Here is a 24,970-nt window from a genome sequence, read left to right on the forward strand (position 1 = left end):
CGGCGGCAGCCTTTCTAGAATCGGCAATTCACTCGCTGGTGAATTAATCGTAAAGACAAGGCGGCCCGACCGCACGGAGACAACCATGAAGCAACTCGTACGCACCACTGCACTCGCTACGCTCACCTGCCTCGCCGCCTTGATGCCGGGGCCGGCATCGGCACAGGGCGGGTATCCCAACAAACCCATTCGAGTTATCGTGCCGTTCGCAGCCGGCAGCACCACAGACATCATTGCCCGCGCCATCGCCGACAAGATGGGCCAGAGCATGGGCCAGACGCTTGTCGTGGACAACCGCGGCGGCGCCAGCGGCACCATCGGCCAGCAGGCCGTGGCCACGGCCGCGCCGGACGGCTACACGATCATGATTCACTCGTCGTCGCACACGGTGAGCCCTTCGACCTTCGCAAAGCTGCCGTTCGACACGGTGAACGACTTCGCCGGAGTCACACCCATTTCGTCGCTGCCCAATGCGCTGGTGATCTCGCCCTCGAAGAACATCAAGACGCTGCAGGAGCTGGTTGCGGCGGCCAAGGCCAAGCCCGGCACCATCAACTTCGCCTCGGCCGGTCAGGGCAGCGCCACCCACCTCAACGCCGAGAAGTTCAAGCTGGCCGCGAAGATCGACGCCACCAACATCCCGTTCAAGGGCTCGGCCGAGGCCGTGACGGAAGTGCTGTCGGGCCGGGTCGACTACTACTTCTCGCCCATCGCGCCGGTCATCGGCCAGATCAAGGAGGGCCAGTTGATCGCACTGGCAGTGGGTTCGCCCAAGCGCGCGGCCGCCCTGCCTGACGTTCCGACCACGGCCGAGGCGGGCGTGCCCGGCTCCGAGTTCAACTTCTGGATCGGAATGATGGCGCCTGCCAAGACGCCGCGCGAAATCGTCAACCGGCTGCACGACGAAGTGGTGAAGGCTCTCGCTTCGCCCGAAGTCAAGGAACGCTTCCTGAAGCTCGGCGCAGATGCATGGACGCTCAAGCCGGAGCAGTTCGACGCGTACATCAAGGACGAAATCAAGACCAACGCGGCGCTGGTCAAGGCCGCCGGCCTGACGCCGACGCAGTAATCCGCCCCCTCCCTTTCCCCTCCTCTTTCTCCAACTCCTTTCGGCTGAAGACATGGCTACACAACGACTCGGAATCATCATGCACGGCGTCACCGGCCGCATGGGCATGAACCAGCACCTGATCCGCTCGATCTGCGCGATTCGCGCGCAAGGCGGCGTCACGCTGTCGAACGGCGACAAGGTCATGCCCGACCCCATCCTCATCGGCCGCAACGCCGAAAAGATGGAGGCGCTCGCGAAGACGCACAACATCGCGCGCTGGGGCACCGACCTGGACAAGGCGCTGGAGAACAAGGAAGACACGATCTTCTTCGACGCCGGCACCACGCAGATGCGCCCCACGCTGCTGGCCAAGGCCATCCGCGCCGGCAAGCACGTGTACTGCGAGAAGCCGATTGCCACCAACCTGAACGAGGCGGTAGAGATCGCGCGGCTGGCCGAAGGCTCCGGCCTGAAGCACGGCGCCGTGCAGGACAAGCTCTTCCTGCCCGGCCTGCGCAAGCTCGACATGCTGCGCCGCGCCGGCTTCTTCGGTCGCATGCTCAGCGTGCGCCTGGAGTTTGGCTACTGGGTGTTCGAGGGCGACCTGCAACCGATCCAGCGCCCGAGCTGGAACTACCGCAAGGAAGACGGCGGCGGCATGATCCTGGACATGATGTGCCACTGGCGCTACGTGCTGGACAACCTGTTCGGCGAGGTGAAGTCGGTATCGTGCATTGGCGCCACCCACATTCCCAAGCGCTGGGACGAAGCCGGCAAGCCGTATGCCGCCACCGCCGACGACGCGGCCTACGCCACCTGCGAGCTCACCGGCCACAACGGCGAGCCGGTGATCGCGCAAATCAACATGAGCTGGGTCACGCGCGTGCGCCGTGACGACCTCGTGACCTTCCACGTCGATGGCACCGACGGCTCGGCCGTGGCGGGCCTGTCGAGCTGCCGCGCCCAGTCGCGCGTAGCCACGCCGCGCCCGGTGTGGAACCCGGACGAGAAGCAGATGATGAATTTCTTCGACCAGTGGCAGGAGATTCCGGATTCGCAGGTGTACGACAACGGCTTCAAGATCCAGTGGGAGCACTTCATCCGCCACGTGGTGGAGAACGAGCCCTACAAGTGGACGCTGCCCGAAGGCGCCAAGGGTGTGCAGCTGGTCGAGGCGGCACTGGAGTCGTGGAAGGACCGCCGCTGGATCGACGTGCCGCAACTGAAGATCTGAGGCGGCAGGCATGGCACTCTCCCTGAACCTTCCCACCGCGAGCGGCTCGCTCGCGCCCTACGCGTTGCGCGGCACCGCGCCGGTGAAGCCCGATGCGGGCGTCAAGTTCAACCGCATCGCCTATTCGGCGGCGCACGTGGTGGCCGACCCGCTGGCTGCTATAGACCCGTGGCTGCAATGCGCGGTCGACTGGGACGCGACCATTGCCTATCGGCGCCATCTGTTCTCGCTGGGCCTGGGCGTGGCCGAGGCCATGGACACGGCTCAGCGCGGCATGGGCCTGGACTGGCCGACCTCGCTCGAACTGATCCGCCGCTCGCTCGATGCGGCCAGGGACGTGCCCGGCGCGCTGGTCGCCTCGGGCTGCGGCACCGACCACCTGAACATCGACGAGGTGAAGAGCGTCGATGACGTGATCCGCGGCTATGAAGAGCAGATGGCCGCCATCGAGGCGCTGGGTGGCAAGCTGATCGTGATGGCCAGCCGTGCATTGGCCCGCGTGGCAAAGAGCCCGGCCGACTACGAGCGCGTGTACAACCGCATCCTGAGTCAGGCGAAGCAGCCGGTGGTGCTGCATTGGCTCGGCGACATGTTCGACCCGGCCCTCGCGGGCTACTGGGGCAGCAAGGACGTCGATGCAGCGATGGACACGGCGCTGGCCGTGATTGCCGCGCATCCGCACAAGGTGGACGGCATCAAGATTTCCCTGCTCGACAAGGACAAGGAAATTGCGATGCGCCGCCGCCTGCCCAAGGGCGTGCGCATGTACACCGGCGACGACTTCAACTATGCCGAGCTGATTGCCGGCGACGGCTTTAGCAGCGAGCCGACGCACGGCCGGAGCGACGCGCTGCTGGGCATCTTCGACGCCATCGCACCCGCCGCGAGTGCGGCACTGGGCGCGCTGGCGCAGGGCAATACCGACAAATTCCACGCCATCCTCGGCCCGACGGTGCCGCTATCGCGCCACATCTTTGCGGCGCCGACGCGCTTCTACAAGACCGGCGTGGTGTTCATGGCCTGGCTCAACGGCCACCAGAAGCATTTCACGATGGTCGGCGGCCAGCAGAGCACGCGGTCGCTGCAGCACTTTGCCGAGTTGTTCCGGCTGGCCGATGCGGCGAACCTGCTGGAGCATCCGGAGCTGGCGTTACAACGCATGAAGACTCTGCTAGCCCTGCACGGCGTGGAAGGCTGATCGAAAAGCTATGCGCGACTTCTCGCAGAACCACGACTGGCTGTCGATCAACACCGCGACCGTCCGCAAACAACTCAGCGCCGAGGTGCCGCTGGACCGCATCATTGACCAGTGCGCCGAGCGCGGCATTCGCGCCATCAGCCCCTGGCGCGACCAGGTGGCCGCCGTCGGGCTCGACAAGATTGCAAAGCAGTTGAAGACACATGGCATCGGTCTCTCGGGCTACTGCCGCGGCGGCTTCTTCCCAGCGGCCGATGCAACAGGCCTCAAGGCTGCACTGGACGACAACCGCCGCGCCATCGACGAAGCGAAGACGCTCGATGCGCCCTGCCTCGTGCTGGTCGTCGGCGCCCTCCCCGGCGCACTCGAAGGCAAAGCGGCCTACAAGGACATCGCCCGTGCGCGCAACGAGGTGCGCGACGGCATCGCCGCCTCGCTCGAATACGGTCGCGAAGTCGGCATGCCGCTGGCCATCGAGCCGCTGCATCCCATGCAAGCCGCCGACCGCGCCTGCATCAACACGCTCGAACACGCGCTCGACATTTGCGACGAGCTGGATTCGGGCAAGAGCGGCATGCTCGGCGTGGCGCTGGACATCTATCACGTCTGGTGGGACCCGAAGCTCCAGCAGCAGATCGCCCGCGCCGGCCGGGAGCGCCTCTTGGCGTACCACGTCTGCGACTGGCTCACGCCCACGCGCGATTTGCTCTCCGACCGCGGGATGATGGGCGACGGCGTGGTCGAGCTGAAGAAGATCCGTGGCTGGGTTGAAGACGCGGGGTTCGCGGGGTTTAGCGAGGTGGAGATTTTTTCGAACCTCGACTGGTGGCAGCGGGCCGGGAGCGAAACGCTCGACGTGTGTATTGAGCGGCACAAGCAAGCCGTCTAGATTACTTTTGACGCTCTTGTTCAGGGCGCGTGCACAGGCCACCGGGTACTCCCCTCCGCGAATGTCCCCCGCCTTCGGCTCCTCCTTTATTTCGCTGCGGGGAGCACCCGGCGCCCTGCGCACACCAGGCGCTGCTCTTGTTCCGCTCGATCAACCAGTGCTCTGAACAACGATCCCGTCGATGGGGTGCCTTGCGCAGCGAAATAAAGGAGGAGGCCGAAAGGCGGGGGACATTCGCGGAGCAAAGTACCCCGTCGGCGGGAGCGAGCCCTGAACAGCAGCACGCAGAATCGCGCCACCTGTGCTGCAATCCGCCACATGGCTACCCCGACCCTCGATGACCTGCGCCGCTACGCAATAGCGCGCACCCTCTTCAAGCCGACCACCCTGCCGTCAGCGATCCGCCAACTCGGCTTCGTTCAGGCCGACCCGATCCGCGCGCCCGCGCGCGCCCAAGACCTGACGCTGCGCCACCGCGTGAAAGACTACCGCGCGGGCGATCTCGAAACCCGCTACACGCGCCTTGCCATCGAGGAAGACTGCCTCGTCAACTACGGCTTTTTGCCGCGCGAACACCTGGCGCTGATGCATCCGCGCGAAGCCAGGCAGCCCTGGGACGCGGACACCCACCGCAAGGCCGCCGATGTGTTGGCCTTCGTGCGCGAACGCGGACCTGTGCACCCGCGCGAAGTTGAACAGCACTTCGCGCATGGCCGCGTGAAGAACTACTGGGGCGGTTCGAGCAACGCGACCACGCGCCTGCTCGACGGCTTGCACTACCGCGGCATGCTGCGCGTGGTGCGTCGTGACAGCGGCACGCGCGTCTATGAAGCCGTAACTCATCTGCCCGCCGACGAGAGTCCCGCCGGCCGTGCGCGACGCGCCGCCGCGCTCGTGGACCTGGTGGTGCGAAAGTACGCGCCTCTGCCGGCAGCGAGCCTCACCTATCTCATACGGCTGCTCGGCTACGGCGCGCCGCATCTCTCAGCGCAGACGCAAGCCGCGCTGCGCCTGGCACGCGAGGAACATCTGGCAAGCTGCCGCATCGACGGCACCACCTGGTACTGGCCCGCCGGCGAGAACCCGGCCTCGAAGCGCCATGCACCCGACGACGCTGTGCGCCTGCTCGCACCCTTCGACCCCGTGGTGTGGGACCGTCGCCGCTTCGAGCTGCTGTGGGGCTGGACATACAAGTTCGAGGCCTACACGCCGGCGCCGAAGCGGCAGTTCGGCTACTACGCGCTGCCGATGCTCTGGCACGACCGCGTGATCGGCTGGGCCAACATGAGCGCACCGGAGGGCCGGTTGCAGCCGGCCTTTGGCTACGTCAACAAGAAGCCCCGCGATGCGGCATTTCGCCAGGCACTCGATGAAGAACTGCACCGCATGACGCAGTTCCTGGCCGGCCGCTGAGCCGCCCCGGCAGAATCCCCGCGCCGCTGAAGGTCTGGCGCACGGGCGACAACCCGCGTCGCCGCGGGCTTCTAGAATCGCCCCGTCGTCCGGCATGCCGGATGGCAAGCGTTCTCAGGGCGGGGCGAAATTCCCCACCGGCGGTAATGGCGGCTTCTTCGAAAGAGGGTCGCACGAGCCCGCGAGCGCCCGCGGCCTGCAATGGGTTGCGGGGTCAGCAGATTTCGGTGCAATTCCGAAGCCGACGGTCACAGTCCGGATGAAAGAGAGCGCGAAATGCGGGCCGGCCTGTGCGCTTTCCATTGGAGCGCGCGGTCTGCCCTGCGGTTTCGTGCGCCCTGATTCAGGAAACCTGCTTTCAAGCAAGAGGCACACCATGAGTCAGATCAACGACCTTCCCCTTTCCGCCATCGACGCGTCGGGCAAACCGCGCGGCGAGCGCATCGCATTCGTCGAGGCGCAGTGGCATTCCGACATCGTCCACCAGGCGCGCGACGCCTTCCTTGCCGAAATGGAACGGCTCGGCGTGGCGCGCGATCTCATCGACGTGTTCGACGTGCCGGGCGCCTTCGAGATTCCGCTGCATGCCAAGCGGCTCGCCAACTCTGGCAAGTACGCGGCCATCATCGGCTGCGCACTGGTGGTGGATGGCGGCATCTACCGGCACGAGTTCGTGGCCAGCACCGTAGTCAGCACGCTGATGTCGCTGCAACTCGAAACCGACGTGCCGATTTTCTCGGCCGTGCTCACGCCGCACCATTTCCACGAACACGTGGAGCACCGCAAATACTTCCACCGGCACTTTGCCGTCAAGGGCACTGAAGTAGCCGAAGCCTGCGTGAGGACACTCGAAGGGTTGAAGAAGGTCGACGCGGCGCTGGCCATCGCGTGACAAGCGGCACGGGGCTGCAGTAATCTGGGCGGATGGCTTCTTCATCCGCTTCCAACGACCGATACACCCTCTACGGCGCCCCCGGTTCGGGCGCAACGCCCGTTCATGCGGCGCTGACGCTGATCGGAGCGCAGGTCGACGTCGTCGACGTCTCGCCGTGGGAAAGCGAGTCCGAACGCGAGCGCATGGCAAGAGTCAATCCGATGCGCCAGGTGCCTGCGCTCGTGCTGCCTTCCGGCGAAGTGATGACCGAGAGCGCGGCCATCCTGATCTGGCTCGGCGACCGCTATCCGGAAGCCGGGCTTTGCCCGGCGCCGGACGATCCGCTGCGTGCGCGCTACCTGCGATGGATGGTCTACCTGCCGGCGGCGATCTACTGGATGTACTGGGTGCGCGACGAACCCACGCGCCTCACACCGGATCCGGCGGCGCAGACCGTGATGCTTGAACGCACGGCCGAGCGCATTGCGCACTGCTGGCACCTGATGGACACGCAGATCGACGAACCCGCGCCCTACCTGCTCGGCGAGAAGCTGAGCATGCTTGACCTGTACGTCACGGTGCTGTCGCGCTGGACGCCGCATCGCAAACGCTTCTATCGCGAAGCACCCCGCATGGCCGGCGTGGTGCGGCGTGTCGATGCCGATCCGCGTCTGGCCGAGTTCTGGGCGGCGCGCTTTCCTTTTTCTTTGGACCCGGAGACATGACCACACGCACGCCGACCACCGCCTACCCGATGACCATCTTCCACAAGCCCAACTGCAGCACCTCGCGCAATGTGCTGGGCTTGATCCGGGAGAGCGGCGTGGAGCCCGAGATCGTTCTTTACCTGGAGACACCGCCCACGAAGAAGAAGCTGCGCGAGTTGGCAAAGGCCATGGGCATGGGCCCGCGCGACCTGCTGCGCACGAAGGAAGCGCCCTACGAGGAACTGGGGCTGGCCGATCCGAAATGGACCGACGACCAGCTGTTCGACTTCATCGTCGCGAATCCGATCCTGCTGCAACGGCCGATCGTCGTTTCTCCACGCGGCACGTTGATGTGCCGGCCGTGGGCGCGCGTGCGCGAGATCTTGCCCGCGGCGTAGACCGAGCCGGCCCTTACGCGCGCTGCAGCAGCGCAGGCACGCCCGAAGCCAGCATTGCCACGCCCGATGCGGTCAGCAGGCCCAGCACCACCTTGCGGAACGCCGTCTCGCTGATGCCGATATAGAGCCTCGCGCCCAGCAGCACCGGCACCGCCACGGCCAGCGCCACCAGCCCCAGCAGCGGCAACATCGAGCGGCCTATGCTGCCGCTCGCGACGTGGATTGCGAACGCCACCAGCAGCATCGAGAGATTGAAGTTCTGGATCACCGCGCGCTGCGTGTCGCGCTGAAAGCCGCGGAGCGTGCACCACAGCGTGGGAATGGTGCCCGAGAAGCCCCCGATGCCCGCCATGGCACCACCGATGCTTCCGGCGATGCCGTCGGCGATTCGCCCTCCGAAGGTGACCTTTGGCAAGTGCTGCGACATCAGCATGGCAGGACACCAAAGCACCAGCAGCACGCCCAGGCAGACCTTGAAGACCACGAGGTCGAGGTGCGGCAACAGCCACACGCCGAAAGGGACGCCGACCAATCCGCCAAGCACGAAGGGCCACAGCACATGCTTGTCGAAGCTTCGGCGCACGGTGACGGCGGCAATCACCTGGCCGGTGAGCGCGCCAAACAAGGCAAGGACCGCCGCCAGTTGCGGTTCGAGGGTCCAGGCCCAGACCGACATCGCCACCAGGCCAAAGGCGAAGCCCGACAGGCCCTGCACAAAACCCGCCAGCACGGCGCCGGCGATCACATACACATACAAGGCCTGCATGCGGCCGATGATATCGACCGCATCTGGTGCAAGCGCGAATCAGTCAGGCCGATGCCGGCACCAACGCCGTGCGGCGCACCCGCCTCACGTTGAAGGCGCTGGCAATCAGCACGGCCTGCACCAGTGCAAGGCCAACGATCACGCTCGTGTACTGCGCGTGGTCCATGAGGCGGCCGAACACCAGCGGAGCCAGGGCCTGTCCGATGTCGAGGCCCGCATACACCACGCCGTAGACGCGGCCCGTGGCGTTGGGAGGCGTCGAGCGCTTGACCAGCAAGTCGCGCGAAGGCCCGGCCACGCCGGAGACAAAACCCATGGCGCCGAACAGCACCGGCACCATCACGGGCGGAAATTGCGCAAAAGCGAGCACCAGCGCCAACACGGCCGCAATGCCGAAGCCGGTTCCCACGATGCGTTCGCAGCGCGACGGGTCGGAGGCGAGAAAGCCGCCGACCACCATGCCGCCCGCGCTGGCCACCATGTACACCGTGAGGCACACCGCCACCAGCGCCACCGGCACCGCGTGCAGGTGGCCTGCTGCCACCGGCGCGAAGGTCTGCACCACGCTGATCACGACGGCATAGAAGAAAAAGAAACCGAAGCACATCCACACGGCAGGAATGCGCAGGAAGTCGAACTCGCCGCCGATGGGTGCAGGCTCGCCGTGGCCGGTGGCCTTCTGCACCGTCTTCACGTCGAGCGAGAGCACGCTGCGATACGCCCAAAGCACCAGCAGCACCACGATTGCCAACGCACCGGCCGATGCCAGCGCCACGCGCCACGAGAACGCGATGGCAATCGGCACCACGAAGGCCGGCGCCAGCGCCCAGCCGAGGCTGCCGGTGATGCCGTGCACGCTATAGGCGTGGCCGAGCCGCGTAGGCGCCACCTTGCGGTTGAAGAGCGTGTAGTCGACCGGGTGGAACACGCCGTTGCCGATGCCGCCCACGATGGCGCACAGCAGCAGCATCCAATAGCTCTGGGCCAGGGCATAGCCGAAAGCCGCCAGCGCCAGCGCGCCAAGTCCCACGAAGAGCACCGGCCGCGGCCCCAGCTTGTCGACGATGAAGCCCGAGGCCGCCTGCACGATGCACGAGACCACGAAGAACACCGTCAGCACCGCGCCAAGCTCGGTGTAGCTGACGTTGAAAGCGTCCTTCAGCCAAGGGAACAGCGGCGCCAGGATCAGCTGGCTGAAGTGGCTGATGGCATGAGCCAGGCCGACCAGTCCGATCAGTTGCGCGTCGCCTCGCAAACTGGTGGAAGAAGCGGCTGTCGGGGAGGAGGATGAAGACATGGATTGCTACAAAAAACCGGGGCAGGCACCGATGCTATTCGTACCGGTCGCGGCAGAATGGCGATACAGCGACAACATTTGTCGAAACCATGCCAAGCGCCGTTTCCACCCCTTCCCAGGTCACCAGCGTGGCCTCGCTCACGCCGCATCTCTACGCGCCCGACGCCGTGCGGCCGCTGCGCGCCAAGGAACATTTCCTGAGCGCCGACACTTTCGTGGAGCTGCACCAGCACCCGTGGCCGCAGCTCACCTTTTCGACCCGCGGCGTGATCCGGCTCAGCACGCAGGACGGCAGTTACATCGTGCCGCCGTCGCGCGCAGTCTGGGTCCCGGCCAACATGCCGCACAGCATCATGCTGATCGAAGACGCCGAGCTGCGCACCGTGTACCTGCATGCCTGGCTCGGGCCGCCGTGGGAAAAGTGCGAGGTGCTCGAAATCAGCCCCTTGCTGCGCGCTCTGATGCTCGCGCTCGACACCACGCCCGACGGCCTGCCGACGGCCGATCCGCATGCGGCGCAGCGCGAACGCATGATCGCCCCGCTGCTGGTGGACGAACTGGAGCGCGCCACGCAGATCCGCATCGACGTGCCGCTGCCCACCGACAAGCGGCTGCGCCAGCTGTGCGAAACGCTGCTGCGCAATCCGGCCGACCGGGCCACGCTGGCCGAGCGGGCCGCGGCCATCGGCGCCAGCGAGCGCACGGTGGCGCGGCTTTTCCGCGACCAGCTCGGCATGAGTTGGCAGCAATGGCGGCAGCAGGCCGTGATGGCACACGCGCTGCCACTGCTCGCGCGCGGCATGGCCGTGAGCCAGGTGGCGGCAGCCAGCGGCTATGCCACCGACAGCGCGTTCTGCGCCATGTTCAAGGCAGCCACCGGGCGCTCGCCCACTTCGTTCCAGCACCGCAAGCGCTCCGCTGCCATCTCTTGAATGGCGCCGAGCCGTCACGGGGCTCTGGCAAGATCCAAGGGCTGAAGAAACAACGGACCACCCCGACCGACCTGCCCATGGCGCCCCTTCCCCGATCGCATCGCCCCAAGACCTGGACCATGGACATCGGCGAGCGGATGCGCCGCCTCTTCTGGCTCAAGGCGATCGGCACCACGGTCTTCACCTGGCTTTTCTTCATCGGCTACTTTCACCTGCTGCGCAATCCGGCCTATCCGGTCGCGGTGATGCCGCTCACGGCCCTCGACCGCCTGATTCCGTTCCAGCCCTATGCGCTGGGCGCCTACCTGTCGCTCTGGTTCTATGTGGGCATCGCGCCCGGGCTGCAGCTGAGCTTTCGCGAGCTGGTGGTCTATGGGCTCTGGATTGGCGCGCTGTGCCTCACGGGCCTGGGCTTTTTCTACTTCTGGCCGACACAGATACCGCCGCTTGCCATGGACGTGTCGGGCTACCCCGGCTTTGCCATGCTGCAGGGCGTTGATGCCGCGGGGAACGCCTGTCCCTCAATGCACGTGGCCGTGGCCATCTTCACGGCCATCCGGCTCGACCACGTGCTGCGCGAGGCACGCACTCCATTGTTTCTGCGCCTTGCCAACTGGGCCTGGTTTGCTGCCATCGTCTGGTCGACGCTGGCCGTCAAGCAGCACGTGGTGCTCGACGCGCTGGCCGGCGCCCTGCTGGGAATGGCCTTCGCACTCCCTTCGCTGCGGTGGCGTCCGGAGCGCAGGAGCGGAGGCAATACTTTGGTTGGAGCGGATATCATTGGCCATCACTGACCCACAAGCCGAGCGAGGAAGGGGTCGATCTCATGGAGCGCCCCCAGGGCGGCGATCGATCAAGCGGCCGGCACACGACAACAGGCATCGCACGATGAGTTCGCTGAAGCAATTGCAGGACCTGATCCACGAGAAGTACGGTATCGAACCGTCGAAGCTCGACCCCCACGCATCGATGCGCGAAACCGGCGGGCTCGACTCGCTGGCATTGGCCGAATTCCTGTTTGCCATCGAAGACCACTTCGGCATCACCATGCCCGACGACGACGCGAACATCGACACGCTGGGCGAATTGGCCTTGCTGGTCGACAAGGTCAGGGCCGCGAAGACAGCGTGAACCACGAGGTCTGCGTCACCGGACTGGGCGTCATGGCGCCGCATGGCGGCGAGCCCGGCACGCTGTTCCAGGCCCTGCTGGACGGCCAATCGGCCCTCCAGCCCATCTTTCCCGACCTGCCCAAGCCGGCTGCCGCGGCCACGGTCGCGTTCGACGAAACACCCTGGTTCACCAAACTGCAGCTTGCGGGTGTCGACCGCGTGAGCCAGCTGGCCGTGGCGGCGGCCGACCTCGCGATGCGCGATGCAGGACTTGCCATGAGCAATGCCGATCCCGAGCGCGTAGGTGTGTACGCCGGCTGCGGAATGGGCGGCGCCGCGGCGCTCGAGGCGGCCTATCGCGGCAACGGGCGCGTGTCGCCGCTCACCATTCCCGCCTTCATGCCCAATGCGCCCGCCGCCCACGTGGCCATGCGCAACGGCGTGCAGGGCCCGGTGATCACCTACTCGGTGGCCTGCGCCTCGTCGTCAGTGGCCATTGCCGAAGCCGCCAAGGCCATCCAGCGCGGCGAGGTCGACGTGGCCATCGCTGGTGGCAGCGAGGCGCTCATCGTGCCCGGCGTGGTGCTCGCATGGCAGGCCATGCAGACACTGGCCAGCTTCCAGCCCGGCGAAGCAGCCGGCGCGGTGCGGCCCTTTGCCACCGACCGCAGCGGCTTCGCGCTGGGCGAAGGCGCGGCCTTTCTGGTGCTCGAGTCGGCCGAACGCGCGCGCAGCCGCGGCGCCCGCAGCTATGCCACGCTAGCCGGCTGGGGCCTCAGCAGCGACGCCACGCACCTCACCAAACCCGACGCTCCGGGACAGGCCCGCGCATTGCGCGCCGCCCTGCGCCAGGCCGGGCTGCAGCCGCGCGACGTGGGCTACTGCAATGCGCACGGCACGGCCACGCGCATCGGCGACGTGGTCGAGCGCAATGCGCTGGCGGATGTGTGGGGCGACGATCTCGGCAACCTGCGCGTCAGCTCCACCAAGGCGCTGCACGGCCACTTGCTGGGCGCGGCGGGAGCCATTGAAGCGCTCATCACTGTGCTTGCGCTGCACCGTCGGCAACTGCCGCCCAATGCCAACTGCAGCGAGATCGATCCGGCCTGCAGCCTGAACCTGGTGACGCAGAACGACACGGGCGCACCTGCGCTCGAAGCGGCCATGAGCAACTCCTTCGCTTTCGGCGGGACGAATTCGGTGCTGCTGTTCCGCCGCGCGTGAACCCAAGTTCCGTCGGGGGTATGCTGACGATGGAATCTTCATTCATATCCACAGACGGGGTTCGTCATGCGCTTTCGCTTCGCACTGGTTTCTCTCGCGCTGGTCGCGGCAAGCGGCACAGTTTCGGCCCAGTCGGACCTCCTCGGCAAGCTGAAGGACCAGGCCGGTTCGTCGCTTGGCGAAAACCTCGGTTTCAAGATGCCCGCCATCGGCTCCAGCACCATCGGCAGCGCGGCCGGCGTGCTGCAGTACTGTGTCAAGAACAATTACCTGGGCGGCGATGCGGCCTCGGTGAAAGACAAGCTCCTTGCCAAGATCACTGGCCAGAAGCAGCAGGAAAAGAACTTCGATAGCGGCGCCAAGGGCCTGCTCAAGGGCGGGGACGGCAAGACGCTCAACCTCAAGATGCTCTCGTCGAAGCTGAAGACGAAGGCCTGCGACTACGTGCTGAAAAACGCCACCTCCCTGATCTGACGGCGCTCCTGCGTGCAACGCGCGCGGCGCACCGCGCACGTGCCGTCCCGCTTCTTCCGTGCGCTCGTAACGCTTCATGAATCCGGCAGCCTCTTCCTCTTCTTCCATTTCCTTGCGCCAACGTCTCGCGCGCTGGGTTCCCTGTCTCGCATGGCCCCGCCCTTCCGCCGCGCTGCTGCGCAATGAGGCGATGGCGGGCCTCACGGTGGCGCTGATGGTCATTCCGCAGGGCGTGGCCTATGCGGCGCTGGCGGGTATGCCGCTGGTTACCGGCGTCTATGCGGCACTGTTCCCGGCGCTGGTTGCAGTGATCTTCAGTTCCTCGCAGCGGCTGTCGGTCGGCCCCACCGCGCTCACCAGCCTGCTGGTGGGCGCCTCGCTCGCGCCGCTGGCGGTGCCCGGCAGCACCGAATGGGTGGCGATGGCGGTGTGGCTCACGCTGATCTCGGGGGCCATCCAGATGGTGCTGGGCGCGGGGCGTTTCGGCTGGCTGCTGCGGCTGGTGAATTCGCCGGTGCTGATTGGCTTCACACAGGGCGCCGCCGTGCTGATTGCGATTTCTCAGTTGCCGGCGCTGCTCGGCTTCACGGGCCGCACCATTCCCCAGGTGCTGCAGGGCGGTCCGTTGCCAGACCTTGTCGCCATTGCCTTCGGGCTCGGCAGCATCGCGGTGCTGTGGCTGGGCAAGCGGCTGGCGCCGCGCTTTCCGACCACCATGGCGCTGGTGGCAGGCGCCGCGGCCATCAGTTGGACGGTCAACTACGCATTGCGCGGCGGCGCCGTGGTGGGCAGCCTGCCTTCTGGCCTCCCCTCCTTCTACTGGCCGGGCCTCTTGCCCTTGAACACCTTCAGCGCGCTGGTGCTGCCCGCGCTGATGATCACGCTGGTGAGCTTTCTGGAGACGGCATCGAGCGCCAAGATCGACAACGCGCGCGCCGGCACGCTCTGGAACGAGAACCAGGACTTGATCGGCCAAGGGCTGGCCAAGCTGGCTTCAGGGTTCACGGGCGCCTTTCCCACCAGTTCGTCTTTCTCGCGATCGGCGATCACACTGTATGCGGGCGCGCAGACCGGGTGGGCCACGCTGTTCAGCGTGGCGGTGGTGGCCGGCGCGCTGCTGTGGCTCATGCCGCTGCTTTATCACGTGCCGCAGGCCGTGCTGGCGGCGGTAGTGGTCACGGCCATTCTCGGGCTGGTGAAGCCGGCGAGCTTCGTCGCGCTGTGGCGCGTGTCGCGCATCGAGGCCGGCATCGCATTCGGCACCTTCGTGCTGACCATTGCCACCGCGCCGAGCATCTACTGGGGCGTGCTGGGCGGGCTCCTCGCGAGCATGGCGCACTACATGTACCGCCACCTGCATCCGCGCATCATCGAGGTGGGCCTGCATCCCGACGGCAGCCTGCGCGACCGCCACCTCTGGAAGTTGCCGCCGCTGGCACCGCACCTCTATGCGCTGCGCATGGATGCCGAACTCGACTTCGCATCGGCCTCCACGCTCGAGCGCGCACTCACGGTCGCCCTTGCCGAGCGCCCCGACCTGACGGACGTGTGCCTCTTTGCGCAGCCCATCAACCGCATCGACATCACGGGCGCTGAAGTATTCGGCTCGATCCGCCGGATGATGGAATCCAAGGGCGTGCGCCTGCACTTGAGCGGCCTGAAGCTGCCGGCCATGCAGGTGCTGGAGCGTGCCGGACTGCTTACAGCGGGGCCGATGCTTTTCAGCTACCGCACCGATGCAGAGGCGCTGGCTGCGCTGGCGCAGCCGGAAGAAGCTCAGCGCGCCGAGACAAAAGGCTCGACAGAAGCCGACTTGATCTCGTAGCCGCTCACGCCCATGTCCACCGAGGAATAGCGCGCCGCCTTCAGCAGCCCGCTGACCCGCACCGTGCCCATCGCGTGCAGGCCCTTCACGGTGTCGGCCGCGATCACGTGCACGATCTGGTTGGCGGGCGGCGGCGGGGTATGGATGCAAGCGCCGAAGTAAGGCACCAGCAGAAACTCGCGGATGCCGCCTTGCGTGTTGTCGAGCGGAACGACGAAGCCCGACAGCCGCGCGGACGTGCCGTCGAGCGCCACGTTGACCGGCGCGTTGTCCCAGACGGCGCGCATCTCGTCCAGCATCTGAATCGCGCGCGGGTCGTTGTCGCGCAGCGATTCGAGGCTGATGTTGCGGTAGCGCTTGGTCGGATCCCAGTTCTTGGGAACGAGCTCTTCCCACTTGAGCTCCTGCACCGGGCCCGCGGTCGCCGCCTTCGTGTCGGAATCCGGGCCGCAGCCCGCCAGGGCAGCCGCACCCAGAGCCAGCAGGAATGCCGGCAAGACGCGGCGGAGGAAGACTCTCATGGCCTCCATTGTGCGTCGGGGCCGTGTCATTCAGCTTAGCGGGGCCTTAAAGGTCAGTCCCGCACCGGGCCGCGCAGGTTCTTGATCTGCGAACGCTGGCTCTTGCCTTCGAGTCGGCGCTGCTTCGAGCCGTAGGTCGGCTTGGTCGGGCGTCGCACGCGCGGCGGCGTAGCCACGCTATCGACCACCGCCTGCAGGCGCGCGAGCGCGTCGGCCCGGTTCATCTCCTGCGTGCGGTGCTGTTGGGCCTTCAACACGAAGACGCCTTCCTGCGTGATGCGGCTGTCGCGCAGCGCAAGCAGGCGTTCCTTCACGTCAGGCGGTAAAGAGCTCGCGTGGATGTCGTAGCGCAAATGCACCGCGCTCGACACCTTGTTGACGTTCTGCCCGCCCGCACCCTGCGCCCGAATGGCGCTGATCTCTACCTCGTCAGGGTCGATGAGAAGGGGTGGGCGAAGCATGAAGGCAAGTGTGCCTTCAAACGCGTTCGAAGACGGGGGCGTGCCTACTCGCCGCGCGCAGGCCGGGCCCGCACGTCGGTCACGTCGCCCGCGGGACGCAGGGCCAGCGGGCTGCGCACCGATTCGCCGCGCGCACGCGCATTGGCCATGTCGGCCGCGGTGGGCTCGGTCGGCTGTGCCGCATTGCGAAAACGCTCGAAGCCCGAGCGCGGGTTGAAGCGCCCGCCCATCGAAGCCATCCAGGGCGTCACGGGCTTGCCCGTGATGCGCCCCCAGGCGTAGCGCACGCTCCACACAGCCGCAAGCAGCATGACCGCCACCGCGAGACTGGCCGCAAAAACCAGGCCAAGAAGCAGAAGAATGACGCGAAATATGAAGTTCATCATCCGACTTTAGGCCGCAATGGCCTCCGATGGTTCCCCGGCCTTTGTGAACGAGAACTGGCCTGGGGTCCGGATCGGATCGGTATTCACTTCGATCGTGTCCTTCGGCCCGAAGCTGCCGTCGAGCAGCAGCCTGGAGAGCGGATTCTCGATGCGCTGCTGGATGGCGCGCTTCAGCGGCCGTGCGCCGAACACCGGGTCGAAGCCGACCTTGGCAATCTCGGCCAGCGCCGCGGGCGAGACTTCGAGCCCCAGGTCCATCTTCGCGAGCCGCGCCTGCAGCACCTTGAGCTGGATCGCGGCAATCGATTCGATGTTTTTCGCGTCGAGCGCATGGAACACCACCGTCTCGTCGATGCGGTTCAGGAACTCGGGGCGGAAGTAGTTCTTCAGCTCATCCCACACCGCTTCCTTGATCTCTTCGGCCGGCTGGCCCACCATGGCCTGGATGATCGGCGAGCCGATGTTGCTGGTCATCACGATCACGGTGTTCTTGAAGTCGACGGTACGGCCCTGGCCGTCGGTCAGGCGGCCGTCGTCGAGCACCTGCAGCAGCACGTTGAACACGTCGTGATGGGCCTTCTCGACCTCGTCGAGCAGCACCACGCTGTAGGGCTTGCGGCGCACGGCTTCCGTGAGGTAGCCGCCCTCCTCGTAGCCCACGTAGCCCGGCGGCGCGCCGATCAGGCGGGCGACCGAATGCTTCTCCATGAACTCGCTCATGTCGATGCGGATGAGGTGGTCTTCGCTGTCGAACATGAAGCCCGCAAGCGCCTTGCACAGCTCGGTCTTTCCCACGCCGGTGGGGCCGAGGAACAGGAAGGAGCCAGTCGGGCGGTTCGGATCGGAAAGGCCCGAGCGCGAGCGGCGGATCGCGTTGGCAACCGCGCCGATGGCTTCGTCCTGCCCCACGACGCGTTCGTGCAGCTTGTCTTCCATGACGAGCAGCTTGTCGCGCTCGCCCTGCATCAGCTTGGCGACCGGAATGCCGGTGGCGCGCGCCACGACTTCGGCAATTTCTTCCGAGCCGACCTGTGTGCGCAGCAGCGTGGGCGCGCTCGACTTGCCCTTGCTCGCCTCGCTCTCCTCGGCTTCGCGCAGGCGCTTTTCCAGGGCCGGCAGCTGGCCGTACTGCAGTTCGGCGAGCTTGTTGAAGTCGCCCTTGCGCTTCCACTCCTCGATCTCGAACTTGATCTTGTCGATGTCCTCGCGGATCTTCGCGCTGCCTTGCGCCTGCGCCTTCTCGGCCTGCCAGATCTCGTCGTAGTCGGCAATTTCCTTTTGCAGGCGCGCAACCTCGTCCTCGATGAGGCCGAAGCGCTTCTGCGAGGCCTCGTCCTTTTCGCGGCGCACGGCTTCGCGCTCGATCTGCAGCTGAATGAGGCGACGGTCCAAGCGGTCCATGACCTCGGGCTTGGAGTCCATCTCGATCTTGATTTTGGCCGCGGCTTCATCGATCAGGTCGATGGCCTTGTCGGGCAGGAAGCGGTCGGTGATGTAGCGGTCGCTCAGCTCGGCCGCGGCCACGATGGCCGGGTCGGTGATCTGCACGCCATGGTGCACTTCGTACTTTTCCTGGAGGCCGCGCAGGATGGCGATGGTCGCCTCCACGCTCGGCTCGCCCACGATGATTTTCTGGAAGCGGCGCTCAAGCGCGGCGTCCTTCTCGATGTACTTGCGGTATTCGTCGAGCGTGGTGGCGCCCACGCAGTGCAGCTCGCCGCGCGCTAGCGCCGGCTTGAGCATGTTGCCCGCGTCCATCGCGCCTTCGGCCTTGCCTGCGCCGACCATGGTGTGCAGCTCGTCGATGAAGACGATGGTCTGGCCCTCGTCCTTGGCGAGTTCATTCAAGACGGTCTTGAGGCGTTCTTCGAACTCGCCGCGGTATTTGGCGCCGGCCAGCAGCGCAGCCATGTCGAGCGACAACACCCTTTTGCCCTTGAGCGATTCAGGCACCTCGCCCGCGACGATGCGCTGCGCCAGGCCTTCGACGATGGCGGTCTTGCCCACGCCCGGCTCACCGATGAGCACCGGGTTGTTCTTGGTACGGCGCTGCAGCACCTGGATGGCGCGGCGGATTTCCTCGTCGCGGCCGATGACCGGATCGAGCTTGCCCAGCCGGGCGCGCTCGGTCAGGTCGAGGCAGTATTTCTTGAGGGCTTCGCGCTGGCCTTCCGCGTCGGCGCTGTTCACGCCCTGGCCGCCGCGCACGGCATCGATGGCCGATTCGAGCGACTTGCGGGTCAGGCCGTTTTCCTTCGCGATGCGGCCGATGTCCGACTTGCTGTCGGCCACGGCCAAAAGGAAGAGCTCGCCTGCAATGAACTGGTCGTTGCGCTTGATGGCCTCTTTCTCGGTCGCCTGCAGCAGCTTGCCGAGCTCGGGCCCGACCTGCACGATGTCGTGGCCCTGCACTTGCGGCAGCTTCTTGATAGCCGCCTCGGCCGCGTTCGCCAAGCCGTGGACGTTGACGCCGGCGCGTTCCAGCAGGGCGCGGGGCCCGTCTTCCTGGCGCAGCATCGCGACCAGCAGGTGGGCCGGTTCGATGTAGGCGTTGTCGTTGCTGAGCGCGAGCGTCTGCGCATCGCCCAGCGCTTCCTGGAATTTGGTGGTGAGTTTGTCTTGTCGCATGGTGGTGTTCCTGCACTCAAAATAGGACTGTTCGGGCGCGATTCAAGGTGCCCGGCGCTTCGGGCACGTCTATTGCACTGTGCCCGCTCATCTTTCGAATGGAGTCGATCATGGTTTTTTCAATGCAGCGCCCCCATCCGGCTCGCCGGGCGCTCGGCGTCGGCCTCCTTGTAGCGGCCTTTGGCCTGACCGGTCTTGCGCACGCGCAAGGCACGCCCATCCGCCTGCTGGTCGGATTTCCGGCCGGCGCCGGCTCGGACGCCATTGCACGCACGCTCGGCGAAAAACTCAAGGACGTGCTGGGCGTGCCGGTGGTGGTGGAGAACCGCGCCGGCGCGGGCGGACAGATTGCGGCGCAGGCGCTCAAGGCAGCCCCGGCTGACGGCCATACGCTGTTCCTCTCCCACGACCACTCGATTTCCATCCTGCCGCAGGTGGTGAAGAACCCAGGCTTCAACCCCGCCACCGACTTCGTGCCGGTGGCCGGCTTCGCCACCTTCGCCAACGTGCTGGCCGTCTCGGGCGGCACGCCGGCCAAGAGCATTGATGAATACGTGAAATGGGTTCGTACCCAGCGCGGCGGCAAGGAGACCATCGGCATCCCCGCGCCGGCTTCGATCCCCGAATTCCTGGTGAAGATGATCTCGGAAAAATACAAGATCGACGTGCAGCCCGCGCCCTACCGCGGCAGCGCGCCAATGACGGCGGACATGCTGGGCAACCAGATCACCGCCGGCATCGCCTCGGTGCCCGACTTCATAGAGAACCACAAAGCTGGCAAAGTGCGCATCGTGGCCTCGATCGGTGCCAAGCGCCAGGCTGTGCTTCCGAACGTGCCTACCTTCACTGAGTTGGGCTTTTCCAATCTTGAAGACCTGCCTTACTACGGCATCTTCGCGCCCGTTGGCACGCCGCAGCCCATTATCGACAAGTACGGCGATGCGCTGCAGAAGGTGCTGGCGATGCCCGACGTGAAGCAGAAGCTCACTGCAATGGGCCTGACGGTGGCGTACGAGCCGCAAGGCCAATTCGCGGGCCGCGTGCGCACTTACACGCAGACTTGGGAGCGGATCATTCAGTCGAGCGGGTTCAAGCCGCTGTAGCTGTTCACAGGCAGGGGCGCCGCTGTGACCCGAATCCTCCCAGCGCGCCGGCCCTGCCACAGACGTCGCGGCAGTGGCACGCCCTTGCACGAAGTCCACACAACGAGTTTCGTTGGAGCAAGTACCGGAGATAGCACGCGCTTCGGATGGCTCACGCGCCCGCCGGAGATCTGCATTCTTTCACGGTTCGTTTACCGCAATCGGGGAGGCACTGCGGCTTTGACTATTTCGGCCAACCACAATGGGTCATGGCCAACCTCAGCCCCCAACTGCAAGCGGCGCTGGCTCAGCTCGCAGCTCAGCCCGGCGTGACTCCCACGCAGAAGGCGCGACTGCGCGCCGCCGTCGCCAGCGATTCCCGGTTGGTGAAGCAATGGAACCAGGACGCATCCCGATGATTGCCCGCAAGCTCATATTGCCGATGCTTGCAACACTGGCCCTGAGCGCCTGTGCTCATGCCCCCGCGCCTGACTCCAAAAAGACCATGCCGATGAATGCATCTGCGAAAGCCTACCGTCCCCACACGCTGGATGAGCACCCCGACCCCTATCCGCGCCGCAACGAACAGACAGGACTGTTAGAGCCCTCCCCCCCTCAATTCCGGCGCTTGCTTGATTATTTTTTTACGCGCAACGACGTTGTGGTGCAGATCATCCCCCGACGCGAAGGAGACGTTCCTGACGAAAAGCTGCGACACGCGTGCGTAGAGAGGATTGATGTCCGCCGCTTCGGCAAAGGATCAAGGCCATGACCGACCTCAATCCCCAACTGGAGAGCGCCCTCTCCCAATTCGCTTCCCAACCCGGTGTCACTCCCTCGCAGGAAGCACAACTGCGTGCCGCCGTCGCCAGCGATGCCCGATTGCTGGAGCAATGGAACCAGAAGGCATCCCGATGATTGCCCGCAAGCTCATATTGCCGATGCTTGCGGCGCTGATGCTGGGTGCCTGCGCCCAAGTCCCACCAACCCTACTCAAAGAGGCTGCGCCCATGACCATGTCTGCAGGAACCTACCGCCCTCACACGCTGGATGAATACCCCGAACTCACACCGGACGAGATCGGCCGACGAATGCTCAAGCTGATCGACAGCCTCAAATCCTTCGACGAGTTGTCGTTGGAGCGGGTGCGGGAGGTGACGCGGCTGCCTCTGTACGACATTCCTGAGACGACTTCACACGGTTTTGGGATGCACTTACCAGCGTCGGGTTGGCGCTATGTCTTTGCTTATTACAACAACCCCAAATCCCCAGATTTGAAAAACATCAGCTACAACTTCATCAATAAGAATGAAGCCGCCGATATGGCACCAGTCTGTACGATGGACTACGACGCTTACGTGACTGCGCTAAAGGGCATGGGATTTCAGGAACGGGAGGACATGGCCCAGTACGAAACGTATCCGACGTTGCCGCCCCGTCTCAATGAACGGACAGGGCTCCTCGAAACGCCTCCACCCAAGTTCCGGCGCCTGCCAGTTTATTTTTTTACGCGCAAAAGCGTCGTGGTGCAGATCACCCGTTGGCGCGAAGCGGATGCCCCAGACGAAAAGCTGCGCCATGCCTGCGTGCAATCCATCGCCGTCAGATAAACCATGGCAAACCCCAATTCCCAGCTGCAAACGGCCCTTGCCCAATTCGCCGCCCAACCTGGCCTCACACCCGCGCACGAAGCGCAGCTGCGTGCTGCCATGGCCAGCGATGCCCGATTGCAGGAGCACTTAAACCAGGCTGCTACCGACGGCGACCTCAAGGGCTTTGCGCTGTCGCAGGCTGGTGCCCAACCGAATCTGACCGGCACGTACGACAAGGCTTCCGGCGTCGTGACCCTGCCGTCCAGCAGTTTTGCGCCCACCGGCACAACCGCCAGTGCAGACTTGAGCGCGGCGCTGCGTCTGCAGGACATGTCGCTGCGCTTTGCCCACGGCGACTACGACGACCCCGCCGGTAAGCTCTGCCGTCCGGTCACGCAGGAGATGGTGAACAACCTGCAATCGACCATCAACGGCTCGCCGGTGCTGGCGCAGGAGATGAAGAAGGCGGTCATGCCGCCGGGTCCGGGGCAGGAAGCGCCCTTGCAGCACTTTGCGCCGCTCAGCGGGACGGTGGCAGGCGGCACCTACAGCGGTGACACCAAGACCATGAGCTTGCCGCCGTCCAGTCTTTCAGGCAAGTTCAATTCGGCGGACATGACCTTTGTGCTGGGCCACGAAGTCCAGCATGCTTTCAATCACGCCGCCATGGCTGCGGCCAGTCAGTCTTTCAACACCGAGACCCGGCAGATCGCCCAAAGCAACAGCCTTGCGCACGACTACACGCGTCCCATCGGCAAGCTGACTCAGGCTTCGCGCGAGGATGAGGCCAGCGCGCAAATCGCGGGATGGAATGCATTGCTGAGTCAACGTCAGCAAATCAATCCAATGGCAGGGCTCAGTGAGATGCTGGGGACTGGAAATTTCAGGGTCAAAGATTTCGTCGAACTCGGATTGACACCCAACTCCGCCCAAGCCCGCCCCGGTCTGACTTTCAACCCCGACGCCACCCTGTCTCAAACCCCCGCCAACATTGCCGCAGCGGGGCAGTACTACTTCGACAAGCCGCCCAAGGGGACGCCCGGCGTACCGGAGAACCAAACCACCGGCATTGGCTTTCACGGAGATTCCGACTACCGCAACTACTACGGTGCCCATGCGGTGGGGCGCGCTATCGATATGGAGCGCTCCTACGCCCAGCCCATCAACGGCCATGCGCCGAGCATGCAGGTCGACATGTCTCGCCTGGGCCTGCGCGAAGACCTGATGGAGCGGAACGGCATCACCATCGGAAAAAACCCCGGCACGCCGCAGCCCTACAACGACACCAGCCAGTTGCCGCCGGCACCGCATCGTTTCGATCACACCAACACGCCGCCCGGCATGCCCAATAGCCATCAGCATGTGCCGGTGGTTCCCGGCGCGACAGGATCGCCCGGGGCAAAAGCCGGCGATCCACGCGATCCGGAGTCTGTTCAGCCTTCCGGCACACCCCAGGCGCAGCCGGAACTCTCGCCCACAGTCGACTTCTCCGCCTATCTCGACCGCATGCTTGCCGCCGCGCAGTCGGGCGACGACGCTTCCTTCCGCAAGATGACCCAGACCTTGGCCGATCTACCACCCGGACGCGAGCTGCGCGCCGAAGCCGTTGCCGCCGTAGACCAACAGGAGCAATTGGCCGCACAGCATCAAGCCCAACTGCAGCAAGCAGCGCAGGTCAGTGGCCCGGTCATGCGCATGTAACACCCAGTAGATCGCCATTGAACGGATCGGGAACGGGAGCGAAAAGGGGAAGAAATGAACGAAGAAAAAAGCATGGTTTTGGTCAGCAAGATTGCGGCACTTGTCGAGCAATTCGACCGTCACTGCGAGCTCGCCAGCGGACAGTTGCGCCACCTTGCGCAACAGATGCCGGGAGTGGTGCGGCAGTCGGTCGATGAGCACTTTCGTCGCATTCCCGACGAGGTGATGGGCAGCATCCGATCCGGAATCGAGCGGCCCGTCGTCGCCTATGAACAGCGTTTGCGCGAGGCGGGCGAGCAGTTGCAGCGAGCATCGACTGCACTCACCACACAACTACTGCGCGCTGAAACGCTGCACAAGCAATTGATCTGGAAAGTTGCCGGTATCACGCTGGGCAGTCTGGCGCTCCTTCTGGCAGGCGGAGGCTGGTTGTCCTGGCACTACTACGAAGAGATTCGCAAGAGTCAGGTGTCCGCCGATCTGATGGGGGCCTACAACCAGGCAGACGTCACGCTATGCGATGGCCGCTTGTGCGCCAAGGTGAGTAGAAGAGATAGGCAGCGCTATGGCGAATATGTTCCAGTCGAGTCCCGGTGAACCGTTGACGTTGGCGTTAGCCGGCAGGTCAAGGAGACACGGGCAGCACGCGGGTGAGGCAAGGCGAAGGCGGTGTCAGCGCACCGCCGATCACCGGAGGCTCGCTGCGATTCAGGCGTTGCCGGCGTCGATACCCCAGCGCGCCAGCGCCTTGTCATCGGCGACCCGCGCATCCACCCATCGTGCGCCGTCAGGCGTCTGTTCCTTTTTCCAGAACGGCGCCTGCGTCTTCAGGTAGTCCATCAGGAACTCGCAGGCCTCGAAGCTCTGGCCGCGGTGAGCCGAGACCACCGCCACCATCATGATCTGGTCGAGCGGCTGCAGCAGGCCCACGCGGTGGATCACGCGTGCGCCCAGGATGTCGAAACGCCGGTGCGCTTCATCGATCATGGCCTCGATGGCCTTCTCGGTCATGCCCGGGTAGTGCTCGAGTTCCATCGACGCGATGGCGCTGCCGTCATTGCGATCTCTTACGGTGCCGACGAAGCTGCAGACCGCGCCCACGCGTTTGTCGCCGGCACGCAACGCGGCGACCTCCTGTCCCAGGTCGAAATCGGCTGTCCGGATCGAAACGCGTGCATCGCTCATGCCGGGATTGTGGCACCGCG

At 65.3% G+C, this 24,970-nt stretch carries 28 protein-coding genes and 1 riboswitch; of the genes, 21 read left to right on the forward strand and 7 right to left on the reverse strand.

Features of this window, described 5'->3' with window-relative positions; translation table 11 throughout:
* Window positions 1-85: 85 nt before the first annotated feature.
* From J2X92_RS07220 to arsC, 8 genes are all read left to right on the forward strand, one after another.
* Window positions 86-1,069: a tripartite tricarboxylate transporter substrate binding protein gene (locus J2X92_RS07220; protein ID WP_307574525.1), complete on the forward strand. Its 984-nt coding sequence runs from the start codon at window positions 86-88 to the stop codon at window positions 1,067-1,069.
* A gap of 52 nt (window positions 1,070-1,121) precedes the next feature.
* The gene (locus J2X92_RS07225; protein WP_307574526.1) at window positions 1,122-2,285 is read left to right on the forward strand and encodes a Gfo/Idh/MocA family protein; all 1,164 of its coding nucleotides are present in this window, start codon (window positions 1,122-1,124) and stop codon (window positions 2,283-2,285) included.
* Window positions 2,286-2,295: 10 nt separating this feature from the next.
* Window positions 2,296-3,483, forward strand: a complete 1,188-nt coding sequence (locus J2X92_RS07230) for a dihydrodipicolinate synthase family protein (protein WP_307574527.1) — start codon at window positions 2,296-2,298, stop codon at window positions 3,481-3,483.
* 10 nt (window positions 3,484-3,493) lie between these two features.
* Window positions 3,494-4,372 carry a sugar phosphate isomerase/epimerase family protein gene (locus J2X92_RS07235; RefSeq protein WP_307574528.1) on the forward strand — a complete coding sequence of 293 codons (879 nt, stop codon included), beginning with the start codon at window positions 3,494-3,496 and terminating at the stop codon, window positions 4,370-4,372.
* Window positions 4,373-4,690: 318 nt separating this feature from the next.
* The gene (locus J2X92_RS07240; RefSeq protein WP_307574530.1) at window positions 4,691-5,785 is read left to right on the forward strand and encodes a DNA glycosylase AlkZ-like family protein; all 1,095 of its coding nucleotides are present in this window, start codon (window positions 4,691-4,693) and stop codon (window positions 5,783-5,785) included.
* 106 nt (window positions 5,786-5,891) lie between these two features.
* Window positions 5,892-6,060, forward strand: a riboswitch (FMN riboswitch).
* Between the two features lie 101 nt (window positions 6,061-6,161).
* Window positions 6,162-6,677, forward strand: coding sequence for a 6,7-dimethyl-8-ribityllumazine synthase (locus tag J2X92_RS07245; protein WP_307574531.1), 516 nt, complete (start codon window positions 6,162-6,164; stop codon window positions 6,675-6,677).
* A 32-nt stretch (window positions 6,678-6,709) separates the two neighbouring features.
* Window positions 6,710-7,384, forward strand: coding sequence for a glutathione S-transferase family protein (locus J2X92_RS07250; protein ID WP_307574532.1), 675 nt, complete (start codon window positions 6,710-6,712; stop codon window positions 7,382-7,384).
* On the forward strand, window positions 7,381-7,764 hold the full coding sequence (gene arsC / locus J2X92_RS07255; protein WP_307574533.1) for an arsenate reductase (glutaredoxin): 384 nt from the start codon (window positions 7,381-7,383) through the stop codon (window positions 7,762-7,764). The genes J2X92_RS07250 and arsC overlap by 4 nt, the downstream gene beginning before the upstream one ends.
* 13 nt (window positions 7,765-7,777) lie before the next feature.
* Here the strand turns inward: arsC and J2X92_RS07260 are convergent, their stop codons facing one another.
* Together J2X92_RS07260 and J2X92_RS07265 are read right to left on the reverse strand one after the other, a co-directional pair.
* A complete protein-coding gene (locus J2X92_RS07260) occupies window positions 7,778-8,530 on the reverse strand; it encodes a sulfite exporter TauE/SafE family protein (RefSeq protein ID WP_307574534.1) in 753 nt (250 codons plus the stop codon).
* A gap of 43 nt (window positions 8,531-8,573) precedes the next feature.
* On the reverse strand, window positions 8,574-9,827 hold the full coding sequence (locus J2X92_RS07265; RefSeq protein ID WP_307574535.1) for an MFS transporter: 1,254 nt from the start codon (window positions 9,825-9,827) through the stop codon (window positions 8,574-8,576).
* Between the two features lie 89 nt (window positions 9,828-9,916).
* Here J2X92_RS07265 and J2X92_RS07270 point away from each other — a divergent pair, with 89 nt between their 5' ends.
* The 6 genes from J2X92_RS07270 to J2X92_RS07295 all read left to right on the forward strand — a co-directional run bounded on the left by J2X92_RS07270 (window position 9,917) and on the right by J2X92_RS07295 (window position 15,394).
* Window positions 9,917-10,759: an AraC family transcriptional regulator gene (locus J2X92_RS07270; RefSeq protein ID WP_307574537.1), complete on the forward strand. Its 843-nt coding sequence runs from the start codon at window positions 9,917-9,919 to the stop codon at window positions 10,757-10,759.
* 77 nt (window positions 10,760-10,836) lie between these two features.
* Entirely contained in the window at window positions 10,837-11,553 is a 717-nt protein-coding gene (locus tag J2X92_RS07275) for a phosphatase PAP2 family protein (protein WP_307574539.1), read from the forward strand.
* A gap of 94 nt (window positions 11,554-11,647) precedes the next feature.
* Window positions 11,648-11,890 (forward strand): acyl carrier protein, encoded by a 243-nt coding sequence (locus J2X92_RS07280; protein WP_307574540.1) that lies wholly within the window; start codon window positions 11,648-11,650, stop codon window positions 11,888-11,890.
* Window positions 11,887-13,095, forward strand: a complete 1,209-nt coding sequence (locus J2X92_RS07285; protein ID WP_307574541.1) for a beta-ketoacyl-[acyl-carrier-protein] synthase family protein — start codon at window positions 11,887-11,889, stop codon at window positions 13,093-13,095. Before J2X92_RS07280 ends, J2X92_RS07285 begins: the two co-directional genes overlap by 4 nt.
* Window positions 13,096-13,161: 66 nt before the next feature.
* Entirely contained in the window at window positions 13,162-13,569 is a 408-nt protein-coding gene (locus J2X92_RS07290; protein WP_307574542.1) for a DUF2501 domain-containing protein, read from the forward strand.
* Between the two features lie 76 nt (window positions 13,570-13,645).
* Window positions 13,646-15,394, forward strand: a complete 1,749-nt coding sequence (locus J2X92_RS07295; protein WP_307574543.1) for a SulP family inorganic anion transporter — start codon at window positions 13,646-13,648, stop codon at window positions 15,392-15,394.
* Here the strand turns inward: J2X92_RS07295 and J2X92_RS07300 are convergent.
* The 4 genes from J2X92_RS07300 to clpB are packed head-to-tail and all read right to left on the reverse strand — an operon-like array spanning window position 15,346 to window position 19,390.
* Window positions 15,346-15,924, reverse strand: coding sequence for a DUF3299 domain-containing protein (locus tag J2X92_RS07300; protein ID WP_373424799.1), 579 nt, complete (start codon window positions 15,922-15,924; stop codon window positions 15,346-15,348). The genes J2X92_RS07295 and J2X92_RS07300 overlap by 49 nt on opposite strands.
* 44 nt (window positions 15,925-15,968) lie before the next feature.
* Window positions 15,969-16,376 (reverse strand): alternative ribosome rescue aminoacyl-tRNA hydrolase ArfB, encoded by a 408-nt coding sequence (arfB, locus tag J2X92_RS07305; protein WP_307574546.1) that lies wholly within the window; start codon window positions 16,374-16,376, stop codon window positions 15,969-15,971.
* A gap of 44 nt (window positions 16,377-16,420) precedes the next feature.
* Window positions 16,421-16,759, reverse strand: a complete 339-nt coding sequence (locus J2X92_RS07310; RefSeq protein WP_307574548.1) for a hypothetical protein — start codon at window positions 16,757-16,759, stop codon at window positions 16,421-16,423.
* 9 nt (window positions 16,760-16,768) lie between these two features.
* Window positions 16,769-19,390 carry an ATP-dependent chaperone ClpB gene (gene clpB / locus J2X92_RS07315; protein WP_307574550.1) on the reverse strand — a complete coding sequence of 874 codons (2,622 nt, stop codon included), beginning with the start codon at window positions 19,388-19,390 and terminating at the stop codon, window positions 16,769-16,771.
* Between the two features lie 110 nt (window positions 19,391-19,500).
* On the opposite strand from clpB, the gene J2X92_RS07320 reads away from it, so the two are divergent.
* From J2X92_RS07320 to J2X92_RS07350, 7 genes are all read left to right on the forward strand, one after another.
* Window positions 19,501-20,493, forward strand: a complete 993-nt coding sequence (locus J2X92_RS07320) for a Bug family tripartite tricarboxylate transporter substrate binding protein (RefSeq protein ID WP_307574552.1) — start codon at window positions 19,501-19,503, stop codon at window positions 20,491-20,493.
* Between the two features lie 248 nt (window positions 20,494-20,741).
* On the forward strand, window positions 20,742-20,891 hold the full coding sequence (locus J2X92_RS07325) for a hypothetical protein (protein WP_307574555.1): 150 nt from the start codon (window positions 20,742-20,744) through the stop codon (window positions 20,889-20,891).
* Complete coding sequence (locus tag J2X92_RS07330) at window positions 20,888-21,244, forward strand: hypothetical protein (RefSeq protein ID WP_307574556.1); 357 nt, start codon at window positions 20,888-20,890, stop codon at window positions 21,242-21,244. Before J2X92_RS07325 ends, J2X92_RS07330 begins: the two co-directional genes overlap by 4 nt.
* Entirely contained in the window at window positions 21,241-21,390 is a 150-nt protein-coding gene (locus tag J2X92_RS07335; protein WP_307574558.1) for a hypothetical protein, read from the forward strand. The genes J2X92_RS07330 and J2X92_RS07335 overlap by 4 nt, the downstream gene beginning before the upstream one ends.
* Window positions 21,387-22,082, forward strand: coding sequence for a hypothetical protein (locus J2X92_RS07340; protein WP_307574560.1), 696 nt, complete (start codon window positions 21,387-21,389; stop codon window positions 22,080-22,082). Before J2X92_RS07335 ends, J2X92_RS07340 begins: the two co-directional genes overlap by 4 nt.
* A gap of 99 nt (window positions 22,083-22,181) precedes the next feature.
* Window positions 22,182-23,765 carry a hypothetical protein gene (locus J2X92_RS07345; RefSeq protein ID WP_307574562.1) on the forward strand — a complete coding sequence of 528 codons (1,584 nt, stop codon included), beginning with the start codon at window positions 22,182-22,184 and terminating at the stop codon, window positions 23,763-23,765.
* 54 nt (window positions 23,766-23,819) lie between these two features.
* The gene (locus J2X92_RS07350) at window positions 23,820-24,362 is read left to right on the forward strand and encodes a hypothetical protein (RefSeq protein ID WP_307574564.1); all 543 of its coding nucleotides are present in this window, start codon (window positions 23,820-23,822) and stop codon (window positions 24,360-24,362) included.
* A gap of 111 nt (window positions 24,363-24,473) precedes the next feature.
* On the opposite strand, the gene J2X92_RS07355 is transcribed toward J2X92_RS07350, so the two are convergent.
* Window positions 24,474-24,950 carry a molybdenum cofactor biosynthesis protein MoaE gene (locus J2X92_RS07355; RefSeq protein ID WP_307574565.1) on the reverse strand — a complete coding sequence of 159 codons (477 nt, stop codon included), beginning with the start codon at window positions 24,948-24,950 and terminating at the stop codon, window positions 24,474-24,476.
* Between the last annotated feature and the right edge of the window lie 20 nt (window positions 24,951-24,970).

This window comes from Variovorax paradoxus (genome assembly GCF_030811855.1).
Lineage (GTDB): Bacteria > Pseudomonadota > Gammaproteobacteria > Burkholderiales > Burkholderiaceae_C > Variovorax > Variovorax paradoxus_L.

Bases quoted from the DNA above. Each gene is read 5' to 3' on its own strand.
- J2X92_RS07220 (WP_307574525.1), top strand. From the start codon at position 86: ATGAAGCAACTCGTACGCACCACTGCACTCGCTACGCTCACCTGCCTC.
- J2X92_RS07225 (WP_307574526.1), top strand. From the start codon at position 1,122: ATGGCTACACAACGACTCGGAATCATCATGCACGGCGTCACCGGCCGC.
- J2X92_RS07230 (WP_307574527.1), top strand. From the start codon at position 2,296: ATGGCACTCTCCCTGAACCTTCCCACCGCGAGCGGCTCGCTCGCGCCC.
- J2X92_RS07235 (WP_307574528.1), top strand. From the start codon at position 3,494: ATGCGCGACTTCTCGCAGAACCACGACTGGCTGTCGATCAACACCGCG.
- J2X92_RS07240 (WP_307574530.1), top strand. From the start codon at position 4,691: ATGGCTACCCCGACCCTCGATGACCTGCGCCGCTACGCAATAGCGCGC.
- J2X92_RS07245 (WP_307574531.1), top strand. From the start codon at position 6,162: ATGAGTCAGATCAACGACCTTCCCCTTTCCGCCATCGACGCGTCGGGC.
- J2X92_RS07250 (WP_307574532.1), top strand. From the start codon at position 6,710: ATGGCTTCTTCATCCGCTTCCAACGACCGATACACCCTCTACGGCGCC.
- arsC (WP_307574533.1), top strand. From the start codon at position 7,381: ATGACCACACGCACGCCGACCACCGCCTACCCGATGACCATCTTCCAC.
- J2X92_RS07260 (WP_307574534.1), bottom strand. From the start codon at position 8,530: ATGCAGGCCTTGTATGTGTATGTGATCGCCGGCGCCGTGCTGGCGGGT.
- J2X92_RS07265 (WP_307574535.1), bottom strand. From the start codon at position 9,827: ATGTCTTCATCCTCCTCCCCGACAGCCGCTTCTTCCACCAGTTTGCGA.
- J2X92_RS07270 (WP_307574537.1), top strand. From the start codon at position 9,917: ATGCCAAGCGCCGTTTCCACCCCTTCCCAGGTCACCAGCGTGGCCTCG.
- J2X92_RS07275 (WP_307574539.1), top strand. From the start codon at position 10,837: ATGGCGCCCCTTCCCCGATCGCATCGCCCCAAGACCTGGACCATGGAC.
- J2X92_RS07280 (WP_307574540.1), top strand. From the start codon at position 11,648: ATGAGTTCGCTGAAGCAATTGCAGGACCTGATCCACGAGAAGTACGGT.
- J2X92_RS07290 (WP_307574542.1), top strand. From the start codon at position 13,162: ATGCGCTTTCGCTTCGCACTGGTTTCTCTCGCGCTGGTCGCGGCAAGC.
- J2X92_RS07295 (WP_307574543.1), top strand. From the start codon at position 13,646: ATGAATCCGGCAGCCTCTTCCTCTTCTTCCATTTCCTTGCGCCAACGT.
- J2X92_RS07300 (WP_373424799.1), bottom strand. From the start codon at position 15,924: ATGGAGGCCATGAGAGTCTTCCTCCGCCGCGTCTTGCCGGCATTCCTG.
- arfB (WP_307574546.1), bottom strand. From the start codon at position 16,376: ATGCTTCGCCCACCCCTTCTCATCGACCCTGACGAGGTAGAGATCAGC.
- J2X92_RS07310 (WP_307574548.1), bottom strand. From the start codon at position 16,759: ATGAACTTCATATTTCGCGTCATTCTTCTGCTTCTTGGCCTGGTTTTT.
- clpB (WP_307574550.1), bottom strand. From the start codon at position 19,390: ATGCGACAAGACAAACTCACCACCAAATTCCAGGAAGCGCTGGGCGAT.
- J2X92_RS07320 (WP_307574552.1), top strand. From the start codon at position 19,501: ATGGTTTTTTCAATGCAGCGCCCCCATCCGGCTCGCCGGGCGCTCGGC.
- J2X92_RS07325 (WP_307574555.1), top strand. From the start codon at position 20,742: ATGGCCAACCTCAGCCCCCAACTGCAAGCGGCGCTGGCTCAGCTCGCA.
- J2X92_RS07330 (WP_307574556.1), top strand. From the start codon at position 20,888: ATGATTGCCCGCAAGCTCATATTGCCGATGCTTGCAACACTGGCCCTG.
- J2X92_RS07335 (WP_307574558.1), top strand. From the start codon at position 21,241: ATGACCGACCTCAATCCCCAACTGGAGAGCGCCCTCTCCCAATTCGCT.
- J2X92_RS07340 (WP_307574560.1), top strand. From the start codon at position 21,387: ATGATTGCCCGCAAGCTCATATTGCCGATGCTTGCGGCGCTGATGCTG.
- J2X92_RS07345 (WP_307574562.1), top strand. From the start codon at position 22,182: ATGGCCAGCGATGCCCGATTGCAGGAGCACTTAAACCAGGCTGCTACC.
- J2X92_RS07350 (WP_307574564.1), top strand. From the start codon at position 23,820: ATGAACGAAGAAAAAAGCATGGTTTTGGTCAGCAAGATTGCGGCACTT.
- J2X92_RS07355 (WP_307574565.1), bottom strand. From the start codon at position 24,950: ATGAGCGATGCACGCGTTTCGATCCGGACAGCCGATTTCGACCTGGGA.